The sequence below is a fragment of the Virgibacillus salexigens genome, from assembly GCF_000723585.1.
Lineage (GTDB): Bacteria > Bacillota > Bacilli > Bacillales > Amphibacillaceae > Virgibacillus > Virgibacillus salexigens.
The window spans coordinates 1,976,116-1,995,158 of sequence record NZ_CCDP010000001.1; the positions used below are offsets into that span (position 1 = coordinate 1,976,116).

Sequence of the window (19,043 nt, forward strand, 5' to 3'; positions counted from 1 at the left end):
AATGACAAAAAATGCATTATTTGAAATTGGCTTAGAGGAATTACCAGCGCGGTTTATTGATGATGCAGAATCGCAGTTGAAAGAAAAGACAGAAGCTTGGTTACATGATTTACGAATTTCATATGAACAAATACGATCATTTTCTACGCCAAGGCGATTAGCGGTTATGATTAAAGGTGTGGCTGAGGAACAGACAACGATAGCAGAAGAGGTTAAGGGCCCTTCCTTGAAAATTGCCAAAGGTGAAGATGGGAATTGGACGAAAGCTGCAATTGGTTTTTCGAAAGGGCAAGGAAAGACAACGGACGATCTATATATAAAAGAGCTTAATGGTACTTCCTATGTATTCATTAAAAAACATATCGAAGGTCAAACAACTTTTGATTTACTACCTGAATTTCATAAAATAATTGAATCGATAACCTTTGGCAAAAATATGCGTTGGGGTACGCAATCGATTAGGTATGCACGTCCGATTCGATGGCTTGTTGGCTTATTCGGAAGTGAAATTATTCCGTTTGAAGTAGCGAAGGTTACCAGCAGTAACCTGACTTTTGGTCATCGTTTTTTAGGTGATAATATAACGCTAGAAGACCCACTTAATTATGAGTCAGCGTTATTGAACCAATATGTTATCGTTGATCCCCTAAAAAGAGAAGAAAAAATCCTAAAGGGAATTCATACTTTAGAGAAGGATAAAGATATTCAAATACCTGTCGATAAACACTTACTTGATGAGGTTCGTAATTTAGTGGAATTCCCTCAAGTGTTTCTTGGATCATTTGACCAGCAGTTTTTAAAGCTTCCGGATGAAGTTTTAATCATTTCCATGAAAGAACATCAACGTTATTTTCCTGTAAAATCATTAGACGGAAAGCTGCTTCCTTACTTTGTTGGAATCCGTAACGGGAATGATTATGCGATTGATACGGTGATTAAGGGTAATGAGAAAGTCTTACGTGCTCGATTATCTGATGCTGCCTTTTTCTATGAAGAAGATCAGAAGCATTCCATTGAATATTATTTAGCAAAACTTGAACGGGTTGTTTTTCAAGAAAAATTAGGTACGATTGCGAATAAAGTACAGCGTGTTACAGCGTTAACTGAACAAATAGGTAAATTCATTCATCTAAATACAGATAAAATGTCCTTAGCAATCCGTGCTGCCTCTATTTGTAAATTTGACTTACCAACAAATATGGTCAATGAATTTACTGAGCTGCAAGGTGTAATTGGTGAAAAATATGCACATTTATATGGAGAAAATGACCTTGTTGCTCAAGCAATTCGTGAACATTATTTGCCAATTCAAGCAAATGGAGATCTGCCAGCAACAGAAGTAGGGGCAATTGTAAGTATAGCCGACAAGTTAGATACTATCACAGGATGTATATCTGTTGGTTTAATGCCAACGGGTTCACAGGATCCATACGGTCTACGAAGGCAAGCAACAGGTATATTACGAATAGTTAAAACATTTAAGTGGGATATGCAAATTGAAAACTTATTACGAATTGCCCAAGATGTCTTTAAGCAATCGAATGTTCCATTGTCAAATCATGACCAATCATTTGTTCATTTAAAAGAATTTTTCTCCTTACGTGCCGCCTTCTTATTAAAAGAAGCTGCGGTGGAGCAGGATATTATTCAAGCAGTCTTACATGATGGTGTTGGAATTTACGATTATACATTAGCTAAAGCACAAACGTTATCAGAGAAAAGAAATGATGATGCATTTAAGCCTATCCAAGAGGCTTTGGTACGTGTTCTAAATTTAGCTGAAAAAGCGGAAACGACGAGTGTAGACCCTCAACTATTTGAAACGGATTCGGAAAAAGCGTTATATGAACAATATCAATTTGTGGAAGAATCATATCAGGATACAGATCGAAATGCTGAAAAGAACTTACAGTTAATTGCTAAACTAGCTGAACCTATCCACCTTTTCTTTGATAATAATATGGTCATGACGGATAATGAACGAGTTCGCAACAATCGTTTAGGGTTGTTAGCTAATATAGCAAATATAATTAATCGGTATGCAGATTTGACACAAATTGAATGGAAACAACATTTCTAATTTTTCTTTCTGTAAAGCGATCCAATTCTCTTTTCAGTATATTTAGTCTATAATAGAAGTAACAGTTGATGTCACATCGTTTGTAGGTGGTGAAAGAGATGGAGTTATCAAATAGACAGGAAGAAATACTTCAAATAGTTAAAGAAAACGGACCAATTACTGGTGAAAATATTGCTGAACGGCTAAGCTTAACTCGTGCTACATTACGTCCTGATTTAGCCATTTTGACGATGGCGGGATTTCTGGATGCCCGCCCTCGTGTAGGCTATTTTTTCACAGGTAAAACAGGAACAGAATTACTTACAGAGCAAATTAAAAAGTTTAAAGTATATGAATATCAACATGTGCCAATTGTAGTAAAGGAAAGTGTATCGGTGTATGATGCTATATCAACAATGTTTTTGGAAGATGTGGGGACCCTGTTTGTGGTCGATGATTATGCTTGTTTAACAGGTGTTTTATCTAGAAAAGACTTACTACGTGCAAGTATTGGACAACAAGATTTAAGTACAGTCCCTGTACATATTATTATGACAAGGATGCCGAATATAACAGTTTGTAGAAAAGAGGATTTATTAGTTGATGTGGCTAAGAATTTAATTGATAAGCAAATTGATGGGATTCCAGTCATTAAAGATTCAGACCAAGGGTTAGAAGTAGTTGGCAGAATAACGAAAACGACAATTACCAAGGCATTTGTGGAATTAATTTTGGATAAAGATTTGTAATCAATTGATAGGAAGGGGTAGATTCATGTTTACGCAACCTGTCTATGTATTATCTGATTCAGTAGGGGAAACTGCTGAGTTAGTTATTAAAGCAGGCTTGAGTCAATTTAATGATGGAACCTATAAGATACAGCGCATTCCATATGTCGAAGATAAAGAAACGATTGATGATGCACTACAGCTTGCTAATGAAAACAACGGTCTAATTGGCTTTACACTTGTCGATCCAAGTCTTCGAAACTATGTAAATGAACGTGCAAAACAATTGAATATGGAAGCAATTGACATTATGGGACCAATGTTAAAAGCAATGGAACGTGTGTTTAATCGATCTCCGAGAATGGAAGCAGGGTTGGTTCATAAACTGGACGAAGATTATTTTAAACGTGTAGAAGCAATCGAATTTGCTGTGAAATACGACGACGGGCGGGATTCAAGAGGAATTTCCAGAGCTGATATTGTTTTAATTGGAGTTTCAAGAACTTCGAAAACACCCTTATCTCAATATTTAGCACATAAGCGTTTAAAAGTTGCAAATGTGCCCATTGTGCCAGAAGTGGATCCTCCTGAAGAATTATTTGACGTTGACCCAAGCAAATGCATTGGATTACGAATAAGCCCAGCAAAACTAAATGAAATTCGTAAAGAAAGGTTAAAAGCGTTGGGATTAGGTGATCAAGCGACATATGCTAACATGGAAAGAATCTATAAAGAGCTTGATTATTTTGATGCTATAGTTAAAAAAATAGGCTGTCATGTAATTGATGTTTCAAATAAAGCAGTAGAGGAAACAGCAAATAGTATCCGACAAATCATTAAAAAATAGTAGTTTTTAAGAGATAACTTCATAAAAAACATTCTATATCTAGTGTGTAGAATGTTTTTTCATGGTTAGGAATCAACACTGCTGGCAATAATATAAAACTAGAAACGATTTAATAGCTTTTTATAAAAAAGTATATTATAATGAGTCTTTGTGTAATGATATAACATACGTATCGTTTATAATGTATGTTTATGTAAAGAAACCTTATCTTTGAAGAAGGATTTTGTAAGACTTATGTAGAAGTATGTATTGGAAAGACAGATAACAATTAGCGTCTACAAGTCGTTTCTTATTGGAAGCTAGTTTTCAAAGTTTAGGAGAGCTAGTGATATGAGTGTCCTTCACTGATGATGTTTACACATGAAGAAGGAATTTTTTTCGGCTTTTTTAAAAAATATTGTCGAAAAATGAAGGATTTTTTTAATGAAAGACGAATATTAATTAGCATGGTGATTTTATGTCCAATCAAATTCCTGAAGAAGTGATCGAAGAAATTCGTAAAGCTAATGATATTGTAGACATTATTGGGGATTATATTCAGTTAAAAAAACAAGGAAGAAATTATTTTGGTCTTTGTCCTTTTCATGGAGAGAAAACACCATCATTTTCAGTGACCCAAGAAAAGCAAATATTTCATTGTTTTGGCTGTGGCAAGGGTGGAAATGTAGTTACATTTCTGATGGAAATGGAGAATTATTCATTTTTTGAAGCACTGCAGCATCTTGCGGATAGAAGTGGAATCCAACTACCTGAGACAAATTCAAAAACGACTGAAAGTTCATTGTCTCAAGAGAATCAGGATATATTGTCCGCGCATGAATGGTTAGCAAAGCTTTATCATCATCTTCTCCGTTATACAAAGGATGGAAAAGAAGGATATGGTTATTTACAAGACCGGGGTGTAAAGGATGAATCAATCGATGCGTTTCAACTCGGTTTTGCTCCTAATGTAAAGGACTTTACCGCTGAATTCTTAAAGAAAAAAGGATTTCATCAGCAATTATTAGTAAAAGCTGGTTTGATCAATTTACGGGAAGACGGTCAAATTAGTGACAGGTTCAGAGGAAGAATTATATTTCCTATTCGAAACCATTTGGGTAAGACTGTTGCCTTCGGTGGCCGAGCTACTATCGGGGATAGTAAGCCAAAGTATATTAATAGTCCAGAAAGTGAGTTGTTCCATAAAGGAAAACTTCTTTATAATTTTGATCTAGCCAAAAAGCACATCCGTAAGAAAAATGAAGCTATTCTTTTTGAAGGGCAAATGGATATTATCGCTGCTTATCAAGCGGGTATTCGAAATGTTATTGCAACATTAGGTACTGCATTAACTGAATATCAGGCGAAACTTCTCAAGCGTTATGTTAATACCGTAATTCTGTGTTATGACGGAGATCGAGCTGGCTTAGATGCTGCATATAAAGCAGCTGTTTTATTAAGACAATCTGGCTGTGAAGTAAAAATAGCACATCTGGAAAATAACATAGATCCTGACAGTTTTATTCAGACTTATGGAGGAGATGCATTTGAGAAGGAAGTAATAAAAGCAAGTGATACATTTATGAGTTTCTATATGCGATTTTTGAAGAAAGATTTTAATTTAAATCATGAAGGAGATCGCATAAACTATATAGAAAAAGTATTAAAGCAACTCGCAATGATTGATAGTCCCATTGAACGGGAATATTATGTGAAAGAATTAAGTAAAGAATATGGTATATCCATTGATACGTTAACAAATGAAATTTCAGGTTATCGCGAAAAGTTTGGCACAAATAAGGATAATCACCAAAAGAACAGATATACTAGTAATACGGTATGGAATGTTCGGAAATCGAAGTTGCTCCCAGCTTTTCAAAATGCAGAGAGACAATTAATTTCCTATATGCTCCAAAACGTGAGAATCACTGAAAAAATTCAAGACGAAATTGGAGCAGGATTTAATATAGATTCCCATAAAATCATTGCAACTCATTTATACGCATTTTACGAAGAAGGAAATGAAGCAGATGTCAGTTTATTTCTAGAAAGGATTACTGATTCGGAATTACAGCAACAAATTACGGAAATAGCTATGTTACCAGTACAAGAGGATATCAGTGATCAGGAATTGAATGACTATATTCGAATTATCCGGACTAAAAATAGTGATATGGATACAATTAAATCGTTGAAAGATCAGCAAAAAATGGCTGAACAACAACAGGACCCAATAAAAGCAGCGCAAATAGCAATGCAAATTATTGAAATAAATAAGCAACTAAAACATCCGAAATGATTTTTTATGCAGTATGGAAGGAGGGGGACTCATGGCCGATAACAAGCCTTCACAAACAAAAGAAAATGAATCTGAACTAACCTTAGAACAAGCCAAAGACCAGTTATTAGAAATGGGTAAAAAACGAGGTGTTTTGGCATATGAAGAAATAGCAGATCGTTTGTCTAATTTTACGCTTGAATCAGACCAAATGGACGAATTTTATGAGTACCTAGCAGATCAAGGTGTTGAAGTAATAGGAGAATCCGAAGAGGATCCTAGTATGCAACAAATTGCAAAAGAGGAAGAATTTAACCTGAATGACCTTAGCGTACCATTGGGAATCAAGATAAATGACCCAGTACGTATGTATTTAAAAGAAATTGGCCGGGTTGATTTATTATCTGCTGCTGAAGAGATCGATTTAGCAACACGAATCGAAAAAGGTGATGAAGAAGCGAAACGCCGCCTTTCTGAAGCAAACTTACGTTTAGTTGTGAGTATTGCAAAGCGGTATGTGGGCAGAGGTATGTTATTCCTAGATCTTATCCAAGAAGGAAATATGGGATTAATTAAAGCAGTAGAAAAGTTTGATTACCGAAAAGGATTCAAGTTTAGTACCTATGCAACTTGGTGGATAAGACAGGCAATTACAAGAGCGATAGCTGACCAAGCAAGAACAATAAGAATTCCCGTACACATGGTAGAAACGATTAATAAATTAATTCGTGTTCAAAGACAATTGCTGCAAGACTTAGGTAGAGAACCTACTCCAGAAGAAATTGGAGAAGAAATGGAACTAGCGCCAGATAAAGTTCGTGACATACTCAAAATTGCACAAGAACCAGTATCTCTAGAAACTCCAATCGGAGAAGAAGATGACTCTCACTTAGGTGATTTTATTGAAGACCAAGAAGCGGTCTCTCCATCTGATCATGCGGCTTATGAATTACTAAAAGAACAATTAGAAGATGTTCTTGATACGTTAACAGATCGTGAAGAAAATGTACTACGCTTGCGATTTGGTCTAGATGACGGTCGTACTAGAACATTAGAAGAAGTTGGTAAAGTGTTCGGTGTAACAAGAGAAAGAATCCGTCAAATAGAAGCGAAGGCACTTCGCAAACTAAGACATCCGAGTAGAAGCAAACGTTTGAAAGATTTTCTTGATTAATTCATGTCATTGGACAATGCTCGTCATTGTCCAATGATTTTCCTTTTAATAATAATCATCCTAATTTATTTTTGTTAACGTTTTCAATTTCTTGTTTTCATTTTACGCAATTTCAGACTATTTTGCAACTTGTATTTTAATGCTGATCATATATGTATGGATTATGATCAAGACGGCAAGGCTTCCTTAATATATCGTATTATTTATAAGTTGCTATTTTTCGTCTATTATGTCTATAGATTTAAATAGTTTTAATAAATTTTCATGTGTAAACACTTTAAAGAAAGCAGTTTTTCAAGTAAAATAAATATAGTCTTTTACAGTTAATAACGAAATGGGGATTACATAAGGAGGAAACGTAATGAAAAGAAACCCTGTTATCCCATATGCAATCATTGCTTTAGTAGGGATACTTGGCGTAATTATTCTATCATTTGTAGGATTAGATCAACGTAATGACATGCAACAAGCGGAAGAAGGTGGCGGTGAACAAGCCGAGTCTCAAGAAGGTGAGACAACCGATGATCCGGCAGCAATATTTGAATCGAATTGTGCAAGCTGCCATGGGGCAGATCTATCTGGAGGTATGGGACCAGATTTGACACAAGTTGGTAGTAGATTGTCTCAAGAAGAGATTCAAGATGTAATTATTAATGGTAAAGGACAAATGCCTGCTGGTATGGCCAATGAAGCCGAGGCTGAAGTATTGGCTAAATGGCTGGCAGAGAAAAAGTAATTAAACGTGATGAAATAGGTGAAAAGCGAAGCTTTCTGCTAATAAACAGAAAGCTTTTCTTTATATAAGAACATAACGAATAAATAGAGAAATGTGGAGGAAATAATGGCAGATGTAAAGCTTTCAAAACGATTAAAACGAGTAGCCTCTTTCTTACCTAAAGGGGCTGTATTTGCTGACATTGGTTCGGATCATGCGTATTTACCTTGCTATGTTTGTAAAAATGATCAAACAGCGAAGGCAATAGCAGGTGAGGTTAATGAAGGTCCATATAGGAGTGCGGTAGAAACGGTAAAGAGTCACAATCTTGAAGATCAGATTGATGTTCGATTAGGAAATGGTCTTCATGTATTATATCATCAAGAAGCTAGACAAGTGGTTATTGCTGGTATGGGTGGTTCATTAATCAAGAGTATATTGAATGAAGGAAAGGATAAATTGGAAATTACCGACCAAATTATTGCTCAACCAAATGTCGATGCTCGTGCAGTTCGTATATGGTTAATTACCAATGGATATACAATTACAGATGAAGATTTAGTTGAAGAAAATGGACATTTTTATGAAATTATCAAATCAGAATGGAATGCCAATCCTTCTACACCTGCAACATTGGATGAACAACAATTATTATTCGGACCAATTCTCCTTCTCAAGAAACCTTATGCGTTTTATAAAAAATGGAAGGCCGAAGCAAAAAAATTAGAGCGTGTTATTCAGCAAATGAAACAAGCAAAGCAATCGGATCAATTAAAGATAAATCAATTCTTACAAGAGAAAAAATGGATTGCGGAGGTTACAAATGAAACAAATTCAATTGACAAATCGTGATATTTTTAAAGAAATGGAGGCACTTGCCCCTACCTATCTTGCCTATGATTGGGATAATGTTGGGTTACAAGTTGGAGCTTACAATAAACCTGTTAGCAAAATTATGATTACATTGGATGTTTTAGAAAATGTCGTTGACGAAGCAATTGAAAAACATGTTGATTTAATTATTGCTCACCATCCATTACTATTCAAACCATTGCGGCAGTTAAATATGGATACACCTTCAGGCAAAATCATGCAAAAATTAGTGAACCATGGTATAACTGTATATGCATCCCATACAAATTTAGACGCAGCAATTGGAGGGGTAAATGATCAACTCGCTGATGCCATTGGTTTAACGTCTAGTCGTGTATTAGTAGATGAACAATCGAAGAGCCTAGTTAAATTGGCTGTTTATGTACCAATATCCCATATCGATCAAGTCAGAGAAGCGATAAGCAAGGCGGGAGCTGGGCATATTGGCAATTATAGTCATTGTACGTTTCACAGTCATGGTCAAGGTACTTTTAAACCGCTCGAAGGTACAAATCCTTTTATCGGAAATACGAATCAACTTGAAAAAGTAGAAGAGGCTAAATTAGAGACGATTGTAGAAGAGCATAAATTATCTTCTGTGCTTGAGCAAATGATAGATGCACATCCATATGAAGAGGCGGCTTATGATATATACTCATTAGGAAATAAAGGAGAGACTATGGGACTTGGACGTGTTGGTCATCTCGAAGAAAAGATGGTGTTAAGGGATTTTGTAGAAAAAGTGAAATCCGCGTTTCAAATGGAAAATGTTCGCGTAACTGGAAATTTAGATAAAAAGGTAAAAACAATTGCTATTCTTGGTGGAAGTGGCGAAAAATATATTCATCAGGCTAAATTAAAAGGAGCAGATGTTTATATAACTGGGGATATGACGTTTCATATAGCACAAGATGCATGGCAAATCGGATTGGCAGTTATTGATTCGGGTCATTATGCAGAAAAAATAATGAAAGATGCTGTTAAAAATTATTTGAATGACAGGTTTAAAGATATGGGGATTGAAGTAATAACTTCAACAACGAATACAGATCCATTTCAGTTTATGTAAGTAGAAAAGGAGTACGAAAATGAATAAAGATGATTTTAAGGAATTTAAACTTCAACCAATAATGGAATCAGTTATTGAAAAGTTGGAATTCCAAACACCTACTGAAGTGCAAAGAAAGGTTATTCCAGCAATATTAGAAGGAAAGAGTGTAATTGGTCAATCGCGAACAGGTTCTGGTAAAACACATGCTTTTTTACTTCCATTAATGAATCAGATTAGCGATGACAAAAGTGAGGTGCAATTGGTTATAACAGTGCCCACAAGGGAGTTAGCCACACAGTTATTTGATGAGGTCAAAAAGATAATTACGTATGCCGAAAAGCAATGGAAGGCTAAGTTGCTAATTGGTGGTACAGATAAGCAAAAGATGATGGAAAAATTAAAAGAACCGCCTCATATTATTGTTGGTACCCCTGGGCGAATTCTTGATATGGTAAAAGAAGAAGCTCTTTCCATTTACTCTGCTAACTCATTTGTTATCGATGAAGCAGATTTGATGCTTGATTTAGGATTTATCAATGAAGTCGACCAATTATTAGTGCGCTCTCATCCATCTGTTCAATTACTTGTTTTTTCAGCTACCATTCCACAGCGATTACAGCATTTTTTCAAAAAGTATTTAGAACATCCGGTATATGTAAAAATAGAGGATCATTTCTCTCCTGAAACAATGGAACATCGATTAATTGCTTTAAAACATCGGGACGAGGCTTCGATTATATATGAAATATCGAAGGCCATAAATCCTTACTTGGCCATTATCTTTACCAATGGCAAAGAGCAGGCAAACGAATTATCCGCTGTGCTACAGGAAAAAGGCATACCTAATGGTCTTATCCATGGTGGCTTGTCCCCGCGCGAAAGGAAACGTATGTTAAAGGAGATTCAAAATCTCCGTTATCAATATATTGTTGCAACCGATTTGGCTTCTCGAGGGATAGATATCAAAGGTGTGAGTCATGTTATCAATGCTCAATTGCCTAAAGAAGCAGATTTTTATATTCATCGTGTTGGCAGGACTGCTAGAGCCGGAATGGAAGGTACTGCTATAAGCATATACCGAGAGCAAGATGAATTACTTATTAATAGACTCGAGCAAAAAGGCTTACCTATTATGTATACAGACGTACGTAATGGGACGTGGCATGAAGCGAAGCCTTGGAACCAACGCACTGTCCGAGGAAGAAATGCTACCAATGCTGATAAAGAAGCGTGGAAACGTGTGAAAAAGACAACGAAGGTTAAACCAGGTTATAAGAAAAAAATGAAGAAGCAGCAAGAAGCAATTAAAAAACAATTAAAAAAGAAAAAATATAAAAAATAATTGATATACTGGAGAGGTGATTAGGCATGGTAAAGATCGGATCTCATGTTTCAATGAGTGGTAAAAAAATGCTGCAGGGTTCATCGGAGGAAGCTGCTTCCTATGGTGCAAATACATTCATGATTTATACAGGGGCTCCTCAAAATACACGGAGAAAGCCAATTGAAGAATTAAATATTGAGCGTGGTATAGAACATATGAGGGAAAATGGTATTGGCGATATTGTTGTCCATGCGCCCTATATAATAAATATTGGCAATACAGTTAAACCTGAAACCTTTGAACTTGGGGTTAATTTTTTACGGAATGAAATTGACCGGACAGCTGCAATTGGTGCTAAACAAATCGTGTTGCATCCAGGATCACATGTAGGAGAAGGTGCCGATAAAGGGATTAAGCGAATTATTGAAGGCCTAAATGAAGTACTAGAGAAAGATAAAGATGTACAAATTGCCTTAGAAACAATGGCTGGTAAAGGTTCAGAAATTGGAAGAACATTTGACGAACTGGCAAAAATAATTGATGGCGTAACGCATAACGAAAAATTATCTGTATGCATGGATACGTGTCATATTCATGATGGTGGCTATAATATTGTAAATGATTTTGATGGCGTACTTGATCAATTTGATAAAATAGTTGGAATTGATCGTATTAAAGTGGTTCACGTAAATGATAGCAAAAATGAAATAGGTGCACATAAAGATCGTCATGAAAACATTGGTTTTGGTCATATCGGATTTGAAGCACTTTTATACGTGATTAATCATCCTCAATTAGAACCGTTGCCAAAAATATTAGAAACTCCATATGTCGGAGAAGATAAAAAAAATAAAAAGGCACCTTACAAATTTGAAATTGACATGATTAAAAAAGGTGATTTCGATTCAGATTTGAAAGAAAAAATCATTCAAGGGGAAAAATAAGTCCAAAAAGAAGGAATAATACGAGTATTTCGTATTATTCCTATTCAAAAAGATGACTTAGTCCATAGGATTGAATGAGTTCATTAAAAAGTTTTTGCGCTTTTTTGGCTGTCTGAATATCAGTGATTTTTGCTAATTCCCTTAACATTTTTTCCCTGCCATTTGCCGAAAAAGGATCCACGTTGTTTTGTTTCACATACATGACAATTTGCTGCGCTTCCCTGGCATCTAATGAAAAACCGTATTGTCCTGCATAGTGTAAAAGCTCATCTGCAGATAATTGTGAGAGCTTTTTTTGAATCATTTCCTTAAGAAAATTGGACATGTATTCACTTACTCCCTTTTTAAGTATTGTAATGTACTATATGCAGCAAAGCAGAAAAAATAATCTTGTCTGAGGTAAACTTTTCCCTTCCATTAACTTACACCATTAAAAATGATGAAATTCCATAAGCTAAAGATGCACCTCAATATAAGAAAAGGGAGGTCTCTTTCATGAATCAATATCCAGGTCGCAATGGAATGAAAGATGTTGAAAAAGCACCGAATCATGGTGAACAAAGAAAAAATCAAGATTTTGTTGGGGTTGAGCCAGATAGTTCCCGTGACGAGGAATTCGCTGCTGAAATGACAGCAGATAATTATGAGCCCGATGTAGCAGGGGACGATGATGTAAATACAACATTTGGCTGGATAGGGATTGCTTTATCCGTTATTTCTTTCTTTATTTGGCCAGTAATATTTGGAGCTGCAGGGATCATTCTTGGCTTTATGTCCCGTAGCCGAGGAGCAGACACATTAGGAAATATAGCGATAGCAGCAGGGGCAATTTCTATATTAATTACCTTGTTTGTATTACCTTTCGTCTAGAAAAGGGGCTGTCATCAGCCCCTTTTTTTATTCATAGGCAGGGAAATAGTAATATTTTCCAACTTCGAGACGGAATGGATCAGTATGGGGATTAACGGTTTGAAAATCCTGGATGATTTTCTCTATATTTAAGTGATTCAACTTTGATTGGTTAATCTCCTCCATTATTGAAAGGACAGTCTCACCCGCTTGGACTTTTTTCGTTATGACATGGTATGATGAGAATATCGGTTGCTCTTTCTGCTGCTTTAATTGCGGGCCATCGTTTGTTATTGAAATATTAGAAATATCTTTATAAGTAATGGATAACATCAGTATAATAAGTAACCATATAGCTAATTTCTTCAATATATACATAAGATCTACTCCTTATAATGAAACAATTCTCCGTTGTAAAACGTATATATTAGGGAGAAGGTGAGAGGGGGAAATTCTTTGGCGCTTTTAGAAATGGATTGGATAGGGCTTGTTATAACCGGATTTGCAACATTATTTTTAATTGGTGAAGTTTTGGTTAATATGCGTGGATTATTCGCTTTATTAGGTATCGGATTTATTACCGTGTACTTTGGTGCATATGTTGAAACAAGCTCGATTATTATTATGGTTATTATTTATTTTATCGGATTATTACTTATTGTTATCGATGGCAAACTATTAAATGATGGTACTTTAGCTACGATAGGTTTAGCCAGCATGTTAACAGCTGTAGCACTACCTGCACCGAATTTAGCAGCTGGTTTGTATGCTGTCTTAGGTGTATTAGTTGGGACTGGTGCTTCCTTCTTATTCTTAAAAGTATTTAAACGTAGAGACATGTGGAATAAAATTACCCTAAAAGATCAATTAACAAAGGAAGCAGGATATAATTCATTAAATAGCACATATGAAGCATTAGTTAATCAAGAAGGTGTTACGTTAACAGATTTACGCCCTGTTGGGACAATTCGCATAGCCGAAAAAGATTATAGCGCGGTTTCGAATGGGCAGTGGCTTCCCAAAAACACAACAATTAGAGTCGTTCAAGTTGATGGAACAAAAATCCTTGTTGAACCAAAAAATAGCTAATGCTTTCATGTGTAAAGATAATCGAAGTGAATTCGATTATCTTTTTGTTTGTTCTTTATCCTATCTGGAATGATTAAAATCAGCTCGTACATAATAAGTGTGACTCGAATGTAAATTTAATGTTAAATATACTCGATAAACCTTTACAAAAAGTTTATGTATACTTAATATTGATATGGTGCGACATGATTCAACATGAATGAAGGGTAGGTATATATTTTGGAAATTGATGTGCAAACACTGATATTTGAATTTATAGGTGGACTAGGGATCTTTCTTCTAGGTATTAAATATATGGGTGAAGGTCTACAAAAGTCAGCCGGAGATCGTCTTAGAAATATCTTAGATCGATTTACGAGCAACCCATTTATGGGAGTACTTGCTGGGATTATTGTAACGATATTGATTCAAAGTAGTTCCGGGACAACTGTTTTAACCGTTGGACTTGTTAACGCAGGCTTTATGACGTTGAGACAAGCTATCGGTGTCATTATGGGTGCTAACATTGGAACAACGGTTACTGCATTTATTATAGGTATTGATATTGGGGAGTATGCTCTACCAATTATCGCAGTTGGGTGTTTCCTATTATTTTTCTTTAAAAATCAGAAAGTTAGTGCTGTTGGACAAGGTGTATTTGGCTTTGGTGCTTTATTTTTCGGACTTGAATTAATGAGTAGCGGAATGGAGCCATTACGTAGTTTAGAGGCTTTCCATGAACTTACGGTAAGCATGAGTGATAATCCTGTACTAGGTGTTGTTATCGGTACAGTATTTACAGTTATTGTTCAGAGCTCTAGTGCAACAATTGGAATCTTGCAAGGTTTGTTTGCGCAAGGTGCTATTGATCTACAAGCAGCTGTGCCTGTATTATTTGGTGATAATATTGGTACTACCATTACTGCTGTTTTAGCATCAATTGGTGCAACAGTTGCTGCAAAACGAGCAGCATATACGCACGTTATTTTTAACTTAATAGGTGCAACGATCGGGTTGCTATTACTAGGATTATTCTCACAATTTGTTGAATTTTTACAAGGACAGTTTAATTTAAATCCAGAAATGACGATCGCCTTTGCACACGGAAGCTTTAATATTACAAATACAATTATTCAATTTCCATTCATCGGTGCTTTTGCATGGTTAGTAACAAAAATAATCCCAGGCGAAGATACTGTAGTAGAATATAAACCACAACACTTAGATCCGATATTTATCCAGCAATCTTCGTCCCTAGCTTTAGATCAAGCTAAATCTGAAGTTATTCGCATGGGTGAGTATGCGTACAAGGGTCTTGAAGAAACAAATAAATATCTTAATACACAAACATCAAAACATTCGGAGATGGCATTACAGATAGAAGGTGCTTTAAATAGCCTTGATCGAAAAATTACGGATTATTTAGTAGAGCTTTCAGCTGAGTCACTTTCCGAACAAGATAGTGCCAAACATTCAGCATTATTAGATTCGGTTCGAGATATAGAACGAATTGGGGATCATTTTGAGAATATTGTAGAATTAATTGATTATAAAATGTCGAATAAGGTACATTTAACGGACAAAGCTCACGAAGATCTAAATGAAATGTTCGAGTTAACTATTTCAACCGTAAAACAAGCTGTAAAATCACTTCAGGATATGGATAGAGAAGAGGCGCTTGCGGTAATCCAGAAAGAAGATCAAATTGATAAAATGGAACGTAATTTCCGTAAGAAGCATATTATTCGTATGAATGAAGGCAAATGCACGGGATCAGCAGGTATCGTTTTTGTCGATATTATAAGTAATTTAGAACGAATCGGTGACCATGCTGTAAATATTGCTGAAGAAGTATTGGGTGAATAGATAAACAGGCAGAGGATCTTTTATGATCTTATGATCCGGATTTGCCTCCAGGCTGTCGAGACTAATGTCTCGACAGCCTTCTTATTTATGTATAACAAAATCACTGTTTATTTACTTTACGCTGAAGGTATCTTGTATTAAAGATGTCAGACAAATAAGGAAAGCCGATACATAGCTCCACCAGCCGGAACTTCTTATTTGTTGAGAGAAAAGAGGAATGGTATTATTTAGGAATAAATAAGTTAATGAAATATGGAGGTGATTTAAAATAAAAATTTTCTAAATTTAAATTTTGTATTGAAATCCTAAATAGAAGATGCTATAGTAAATATTGTCGTTTTAACAACGGCATTTACATAATATATCGAATGCATGAAATAAAAAAAACATTGACAGAAGATGTAGAACATGGTAAATTATATCTTGTCGCTATAATTACTAGATAGTTGATATAACAATATTCCACAGTAGCTCAGTGGTAGAGCTATCGGCTGTTAACCGATCGGTCGTAGGTTCGAATCCTACCTGTGGAGCCATTGTGGCGGTGTAGCTCAGCTGGCGAGAGCGTACGGTTCATACCCGTGAGGTCGGGGGTTCGATCCCCTCCGCCGCCACCATTATTTATAAACTATCGTATGGCGGTCGTGGCGAAGTGGTTAACGCACCGGATTGTGGCTCCGGCATCCGTGGGTTCGATCCCCACCGGTCGCCCCATTTAAAAATGAATAATAGCAAAGGACCCTTAGCTCAGTTGGTCAGAGCTATCGGCTCATAACCGATCGGTCGCAGGTTCGAGTCCTGCAGGGTCCACCATTCATTCTTATCGGAGGTATACCCAAGTCTGGCTGAAGGGAGCGGTCTTGAAAACCGCCAGGGGTGTAACAGCCCGCGGGGGTTCGAATCCCTCTACCTCCTCCATACATAATTACTAGCAAAACAGTGATAATGAAGATTCAAAATTTAGTAAAGGCTCGGTAGCTCAGTCGGTAGAGCAAGGGACTGAAAATCCCTGTGTCGGCGGTTCGATTCCGTCCCGAGCCACCATTTTATAACAAGCAACTGGCTTGTTTTTTTATTTGTCGAATAGTTGGTAATAAATGCATATAATTTGCATCGATAGAGGAGCTTTGATACCCTTGCATTAAAAGGGTGAATATTCAATCCTTTTTAATAAAAAGATTTATTAGAGGAGGAAGGAAAAATGGCAAAATTTGAATTACCTGAACTACCATACGCTTACGATGCACTAGAACCTACAATTGACAAAGAAACCATGAACATTCACCATACAAAGCATCATAATACGTATGTAACGAAATTAAATGGTGCTTTGGAAGGACATGCAGACCTTCAAAATAAATCGTTAGAGGATCTAATAAGTAATTTAGATGCTGTACCAGAAAGTTCACGTACTGCAGTACGTAATAATGGTGGGGGACATGCAAACCACAGCCTTTTCTGGAAAATCTTATCTCCAAATGGTGGCGGTGAACCAACAGGAGAACTTGCTGAGAAAATTGATACTAAATTTGGCAGTTTTGATAAGTTTAAAGAGGAATTCGGAAATGCTGCAACAGGACGGTTCGGTTCTGGTTGGGCATGGCTAGTATTAAATAATGGCGACTTAGAAATTATGAGTACGCCAAATCAAGACTCTCCATTAATGGAAGGAAAAACGCCTATTTTAGGTCTTGATGTTTGGGAACATGCTTACTACCTAAAATATCAAAATAAACGTCCAGACTATGTTTCCGCTTTCTGGAATGTAGTTAATTGGGATCAGGTAGCAAAAAATTATAACGAAGCTAAATAATATATTTCAGTGAGATAAAGGCATGTGAAGGTTTTCTTCACATGCTTTTTTGTGTTTTGTTTGAGCTTCTTTGCATATCCTCCACTCATTTGCTCACACTAATAAGGAACGAAAAAGGAGTATGGATTATGCGAAAAAGTCTTTCATTGAACCAAGCAAAAATGGATATTAATAAAGATCTCATATTTTTACTTGTAATAGGTGGTTTATATTCATTAGGAATATTCTTATCAAATACATTTGTTAATGTTTATTTATGGAAGCAATCGGAAGATTTCACGACGATTGCTGTTTATAATTTAGCTATATATATATTTCAACCGCTAACGTTTATTCTCGCCGGCAAGTTAGCGAAGAGAGTGGATCGGGTTATTGTCTTACGTTTAGGGGTAATTTTTTTATCTCTCTTTTTTTTGAGCGTATTAATTATTGCAGATAAGGCATCTTATTTTAACTTTATGCTAGGGAGCTTATTGGGAATAGGATATGGTTTTTATTGGCTTGCGTTTAATGTGCTTACCTTTGAAATTACAGAACCAGATACAAGAGATTTCTTTAATGGGTTTTTAGGTGTGTTACAATCTTTCGGCGGTATGATAGGTCCATTGTTAGCTGGGACCATCATTGCAAAAATGGAAGCAAATATTGGTTATACTGTTATTTTCACTATCTCATTTATCATGTTTATTTGTGCAGTTATTTGTAGTTTCTTTTTAGCAAGTCGAAAAGCAGAGGGGAGCTTTTATTTCCGTAGCGTGTTAGCCGAACGTTCAAATAATAAAAACTGGAACCGAATACTAAATGCACATATATTTCAGGGTCTAAGGGAAGGAATATTTGCCTTTGTTATCTCCATTTGGGTGTTTTTAATTACAAATAGTGAGTTTTCACTGGGAATGTTCAATTTAGTGTTTTCTGGGATGTCTCTTATTTTTTATTTTATTGGAACCAAGGTTATAAAACCTACCATGCGAAAAAAATCTATTCTAATTGGAAGTTTAATTCTTTATTTTTCCATTGCTATCATTTTATTCGAGATTAGTTATATCCAACTGATCATTTACGCAGTTTGTATTGGACTAGCTTATCCAATCATTACGATTCCGTATGTATCTTTAACTTATGATGTAATTGGAAAGGCTTGGAAAGCGAGGGACCTACGAGTAGAATATATTGTTGTCCGTGAGTTATTTGTAAATCTGGGTAGAATTATCTCGATTACAACATTTCTGATTGTAACTAGTCTCTTTCCAGCTGAACAATCTATTCCATATTTATTAGCGATCTTTGGCGCTGGACATATCATTATTTATCTTATCGTTAAAAATATTTATTTAGGAAGTGAACCAAAAAAAGAAGTACCAATTAAAGAACAATTAGCTGACGAAAAAAATAGGTAAATGGGTGAAATAATCATAAAAAAAATGGTATAATTATTTTTGGATTACATGCTACAGCAAGATCAATTTCTCATG

General features: G+C 35.8%; 17 protein-coding genes and 6 tRNA genes. 21 read left to right on the forward strand and 2 right to left on the reverse strand.

From position 1 onward, the window contains the following. Position 1 precedes the first annotated feature (1 nt). From glyS to BN990_RS09250, 10 genes are all read left to right on the forward strand, one after another. On the forward strand, positions 2-2,080 hold the full coding sequence (gene glyS / locus BN990_RS09205) for a glycine--tRNA ligase subunit beta (protein ID WP_021291089.1): 2,079 nt from the start codon (positions 2-4) through the stop codon (positions 2,078-2,080). A gap of 98 nt (positions 2,081-2,178) precedes the next feature. Then, positions 2,179-2,808 (forward strand): helix-turn-helix transcriptional regulator, encoded by a 630-nt coding sequence (locus BN990_RS09210; protein ID WP_021291090.1) that lies wholly within the window; start codon positions 2,179-2,181, stop codon positions 2,806-2,808. Positions 2,809-2,833: 25 nt separating this feature from the next. Then, positions 2,834-3,634 (forward strand): pyruvate, water dikinase regulatory protein, encoded by an 801-nt coding sequence (locus BN990_RS09215; RefSeq protein WP_021291091.1) that lies wholly within the window; start codon positions 2,834-2,836, stop codon positions 3,632-3,634. 457 nt (positions 3,635-4,091) lie between these two features. Then, entirely contained in the window at positions 4,092-5,912 is a 1,821-nt protein-coding gene (gene dnaG, locus BN990_RS09220) for a DNA primase (protein WP_021291092.1), read from the forward strand. Positions 5,913-5,943: 31 nt separating this feature from the next. Continuing rightward, on the forward strand, positions 5,944-7,065 hold the full coding sequence (rpoD, locus tag BN990_RS09225; protein WP_021291093.1) for an RNA polymerase sigma factor RpoD: 1,122 nt from the start codon (positions 5,944-5,946) through the stop codon (positions 7,063-7,065). Positions 7,066-7,426: 361 nt separating this feature from the next. After that, positions 7,427-7,801, forward strand: a complete 375-nt coding sequence (gene cccA / locus BN990_RS09230; protein ID WP_021291094.1) for a cytochrome c550 — start codon at positions 7,427-7,429, stop codon at positions 7,799-7,801. A gap of 105 nt (positions 7,802-7,906) precedes the next feature. Further along, a complete protein-coding gene (locus tag BN990_RS09235) occupies positions 7,907-8,632 on the forward strand; it encodes a tRNA (adenine(22)-N(1))-methyltransferase (protein WP_021291095.1) in 726 nt (241 codons plus the stop codon). Continuing rightward, complete coding sequence (locus tag BN990_RS09240) at positions 8,604-9,722, forward strand: Nif3-like dinuclear metal center hexameric protein (protein ID WP_038243742.1); 1,119 nt, start codon at positions 8,604-8,606, stop codon at positions 9,720-9,722. Before BN990_RS09235 ends, BN990_RS09240 begins: the two co-directional genes overlap by 29 nt. Positions 9,723-9,741: 19 nt before the next feature. Continuing rightward, positions 9,742-11,046, forward strand: a complete 1,305-nt coding sequence (locus BN990_RS09245) for a DEAD/DEAH box helicase (RefSeq protein WP_038243745.1) — start codon at positions 9,742-9,744, stop codon at positions 11,044-11,046. 26 nt (positions 11,047-11,072) lie between these two features. Continuing rightward, positions 11,073-11,972: a deoxyribonuclease IV gene (locus BN990_RS09250; protein WP_038243748.1), complete on the forward strand. Its 900-nt coding sequence runs from the start codon at positions 11,073-11,075 to the stop codon at positions 11,970-11,972. 40 nt (positions 11,973-12,012) lie between these two features. On the opposite strand, the gene BN990_RS09255 is transcribed toward BN990_RS09250, so the two are convergent. Next, positions 12,013-12,297: a DUF2624 domain-containing protein gene (locus tag BN990_RS09255; protein WP_021291099.1), complete on the reverse strand. Its 285-nt coding sequence runs from the start codon at positions 12,295-12,297 to the stop codon at positions 12,013-12,015. A gap of 170 nt (positions 12,298-12,467) precedes the next feature. Between BN990_RS09255 and BN990_RS09260 the strand changes: the two genes are divergently transcribed. Then, positions 12,468-12,842, forward strand: a complete 375-nt coding sequence (locus BN990_RS09260; RefSeq protein ID WP_021291100.1) for a hypothetical protein — start codon at positions 12,468-12,470, stop codon at positions 12,840-12,842. Between the two features lie 27 nt (positions 12,843-12,869). Here BN990_RS09260 and BN990_RS09265 read toward each other — a convergent pair whose 3' ends face one another. Continuing rightward, complete coding sequence (locus tag BN990_RS09265; RefSeq protein WP_051739074.1) at positions 12,870-13,199, reverse strand: hypothetical protein; 330 nt, start codon at positions 13,197-13,199, stop codon at positions 12,870-12,872. 78 nt (positions 13,200-13,277) lie between these two features. On the opposite strand from BN990_RS09265, the gene BN990_RS09270 reads away from it, so the two are divergent. From BN990_RS09270 to BN990_RS09315, 10 genes are all read left to right on the forward strand, one after another. Then, positions 13,278-13,910: an NfeD family protein gene (locus BN990_RS09270; protein ID WP_021291102.1), complete on the forward strand. Its 633-nt coding sequence runs from the start codon at positions 13,278-13,280 to the stop codon at positions 13,908-13,910. Between the two features lie 219 nt (positions 13,911-14,129). After that, positions 14,130-15,755 (forward strand): Na/Pi cotransporter family protein, encoded by a 1,626-nt coding sequence (locus BN990_RS09275; RefSeq protein WP_021291103.1) that lies wholly within the window; start codon positions 14,130-14,132, stop codon positions 15,753-15,755. A gap of 461 nt (positions 15,756-16,216) precedes the next feature. Then, positions 16,217-16,291: transfer RNA gene (locus BN990_RS09280), tRNA-Asn, on the forward strand. A 4-nt stretch (positions 16,292-16,295) separates the two neighbouring features. Further along, positions 16,296-16,372: transfer RNA gene (locus BN990_RS09285), tRNA-Met, on the forward strand. Positions 16,373-16,393: 21 nt separating this feature from the next. Further along, a tRNA-His gene (locus tag BN990_RS09290) sits at positions 16,394-16,469 on the forward strand. A gap of 22 nt (positions 16,470-16,491) precedes the next feature. After that, positions 16,492-16,568 (forward strand) — tRNA-Ile (locus tag BN990_RS09295). 12 nt (positions 16,569-16,580) lie between these two features. Continuing rightward, positions 16,581-16,673, forward strand: a tRNA-Ser gene (locus BN990_RS09300). A gap of 50 nt (positions 16,674-16,723) precedes the next feature. After that, positions 16,724-16,799 (forward strand) — tRNA-Phe (locus tag BN990_RS09305). A gap of 157 nt (positions 16,800-16,956) precedes the next feature. Then, the gene (locus tag BN990_RS09310) at positions 16,957-17,568 is read left to right on the forward strand and encodes a superoxide dismutase (protein ID WP_021291104.1); all 612 of its coding nucleotides are present in this window, start codon (positions 16,957-16,959) and stop codon (positions 17,566-17,568) included. Between the two features lie 128 nt (positions 17,569-17,696). Further along, complete coding sequence (locus tag BN990_RS09315) at positions 17,697-18,968, forward strand: MFS transporter (protein WP_021291105.1); 1,272 nt, start codon at positions 17,697-17,699, stop codon at positions 18,966-18,968. Positions 18,969-19,043: the final 75 nt, after the last annotated feature.

Coding starts and splice junctions, on each gene's coding strand:
- glyS (WP_021291089.1), top strand. CDS start 2: ATGACAAAAAATGCATTATTTGAAATTGGCTTAGAGGAATTACCAGCG.
- BN990_RS09210 (WP_021291090.1), top strand. CDS start 2,179: ATGGAGTTATCAAATAGACAGGAAGAAATACTTCAAATAGTTAAAGAA.
- BN990_RS09215 (WP_021291091.1), top strand. CDS start 2,834: ATGTTTACGCAACCTGTCTATGTATTATCTGATTCAGTAGGGGAAACT.
- dnaG (WP_021291092.1), top strand. CDS start 4,092: ATGTCCAATCAAATTCCTGAAGAAGTGATCGAAGAAATTCGTAAAGCT.
- rpoD (WP_021291093.1), top strand. CDS start 5,944: ATGGCCGATAACAAGCCTTCACAAACAAAAGAAAATGAATCTGAACTA.
- cccA (WP_021291094.1), top strand. CDS start 7,427: ATGAAAAGAAACCCTGTTATCCCATATGCAATCATTGCTTTAGTAGGG.
- BN990_RS09235 (WP_021291095.1), top strand. CDS start 7,907: ATGGCAGATGTAAAGCTTTCAAAACGATTAAAACGAGTAGCCTCTTTC.
- BN990_RS09240 (WP_038243742.1), top strand. CDS start 8,604: ATGAAACAAATTCAATTGACAAATCGTGATATTTTTAAAGAAATGGAG.
- BN990_RS09245 (WP_038243745.1), top strand. CDS start 9,742: ATGAATAAAGATGATTTTAAGGAATTTAAACTTCAACCAATAATGGAA.
- BN990_RS09250 (WP_038243748.1), top strand. CDS start 11,073: ATGGTAAAGATCGGATCTCATGTTTCAATGAGTGGTAAAAAAATGCTG.
- BN990_RS09255 (WP_021291099.1), bottom strand. CDS start 12,297: ATGTCCAATTTTCTTAAGGAAATGATTCAAAAAAAGCTCTCACAATTA.
- BN990_RS09260 (WP_021291100.1), top strand. CDS start 12,468: ATGAATCAATATCCAGGTCGCAATGGAATGAAAGATGTTGAAAAAGCA.
- BN990_RS09265 (WP_051739074.1), bottom strand. CDS start 13,199: ATGTATATATTGAAGAAATTAGCTATATGGTTACTTATTATACTGATG.
- BN990_RS09310 (WP_021291104.1), top strand. CDS start 16,957: ATGGCAAAATTTGAATTACCTGAACTACCATACGCTTACGATGCACTA.
- BN990_RS09315 (WP_021291105.1), top strand. CDS start 17,697: ATGCGAAAAAGTCTTTCATTGAACCAAGCAAAAATGGATATTAATAAA.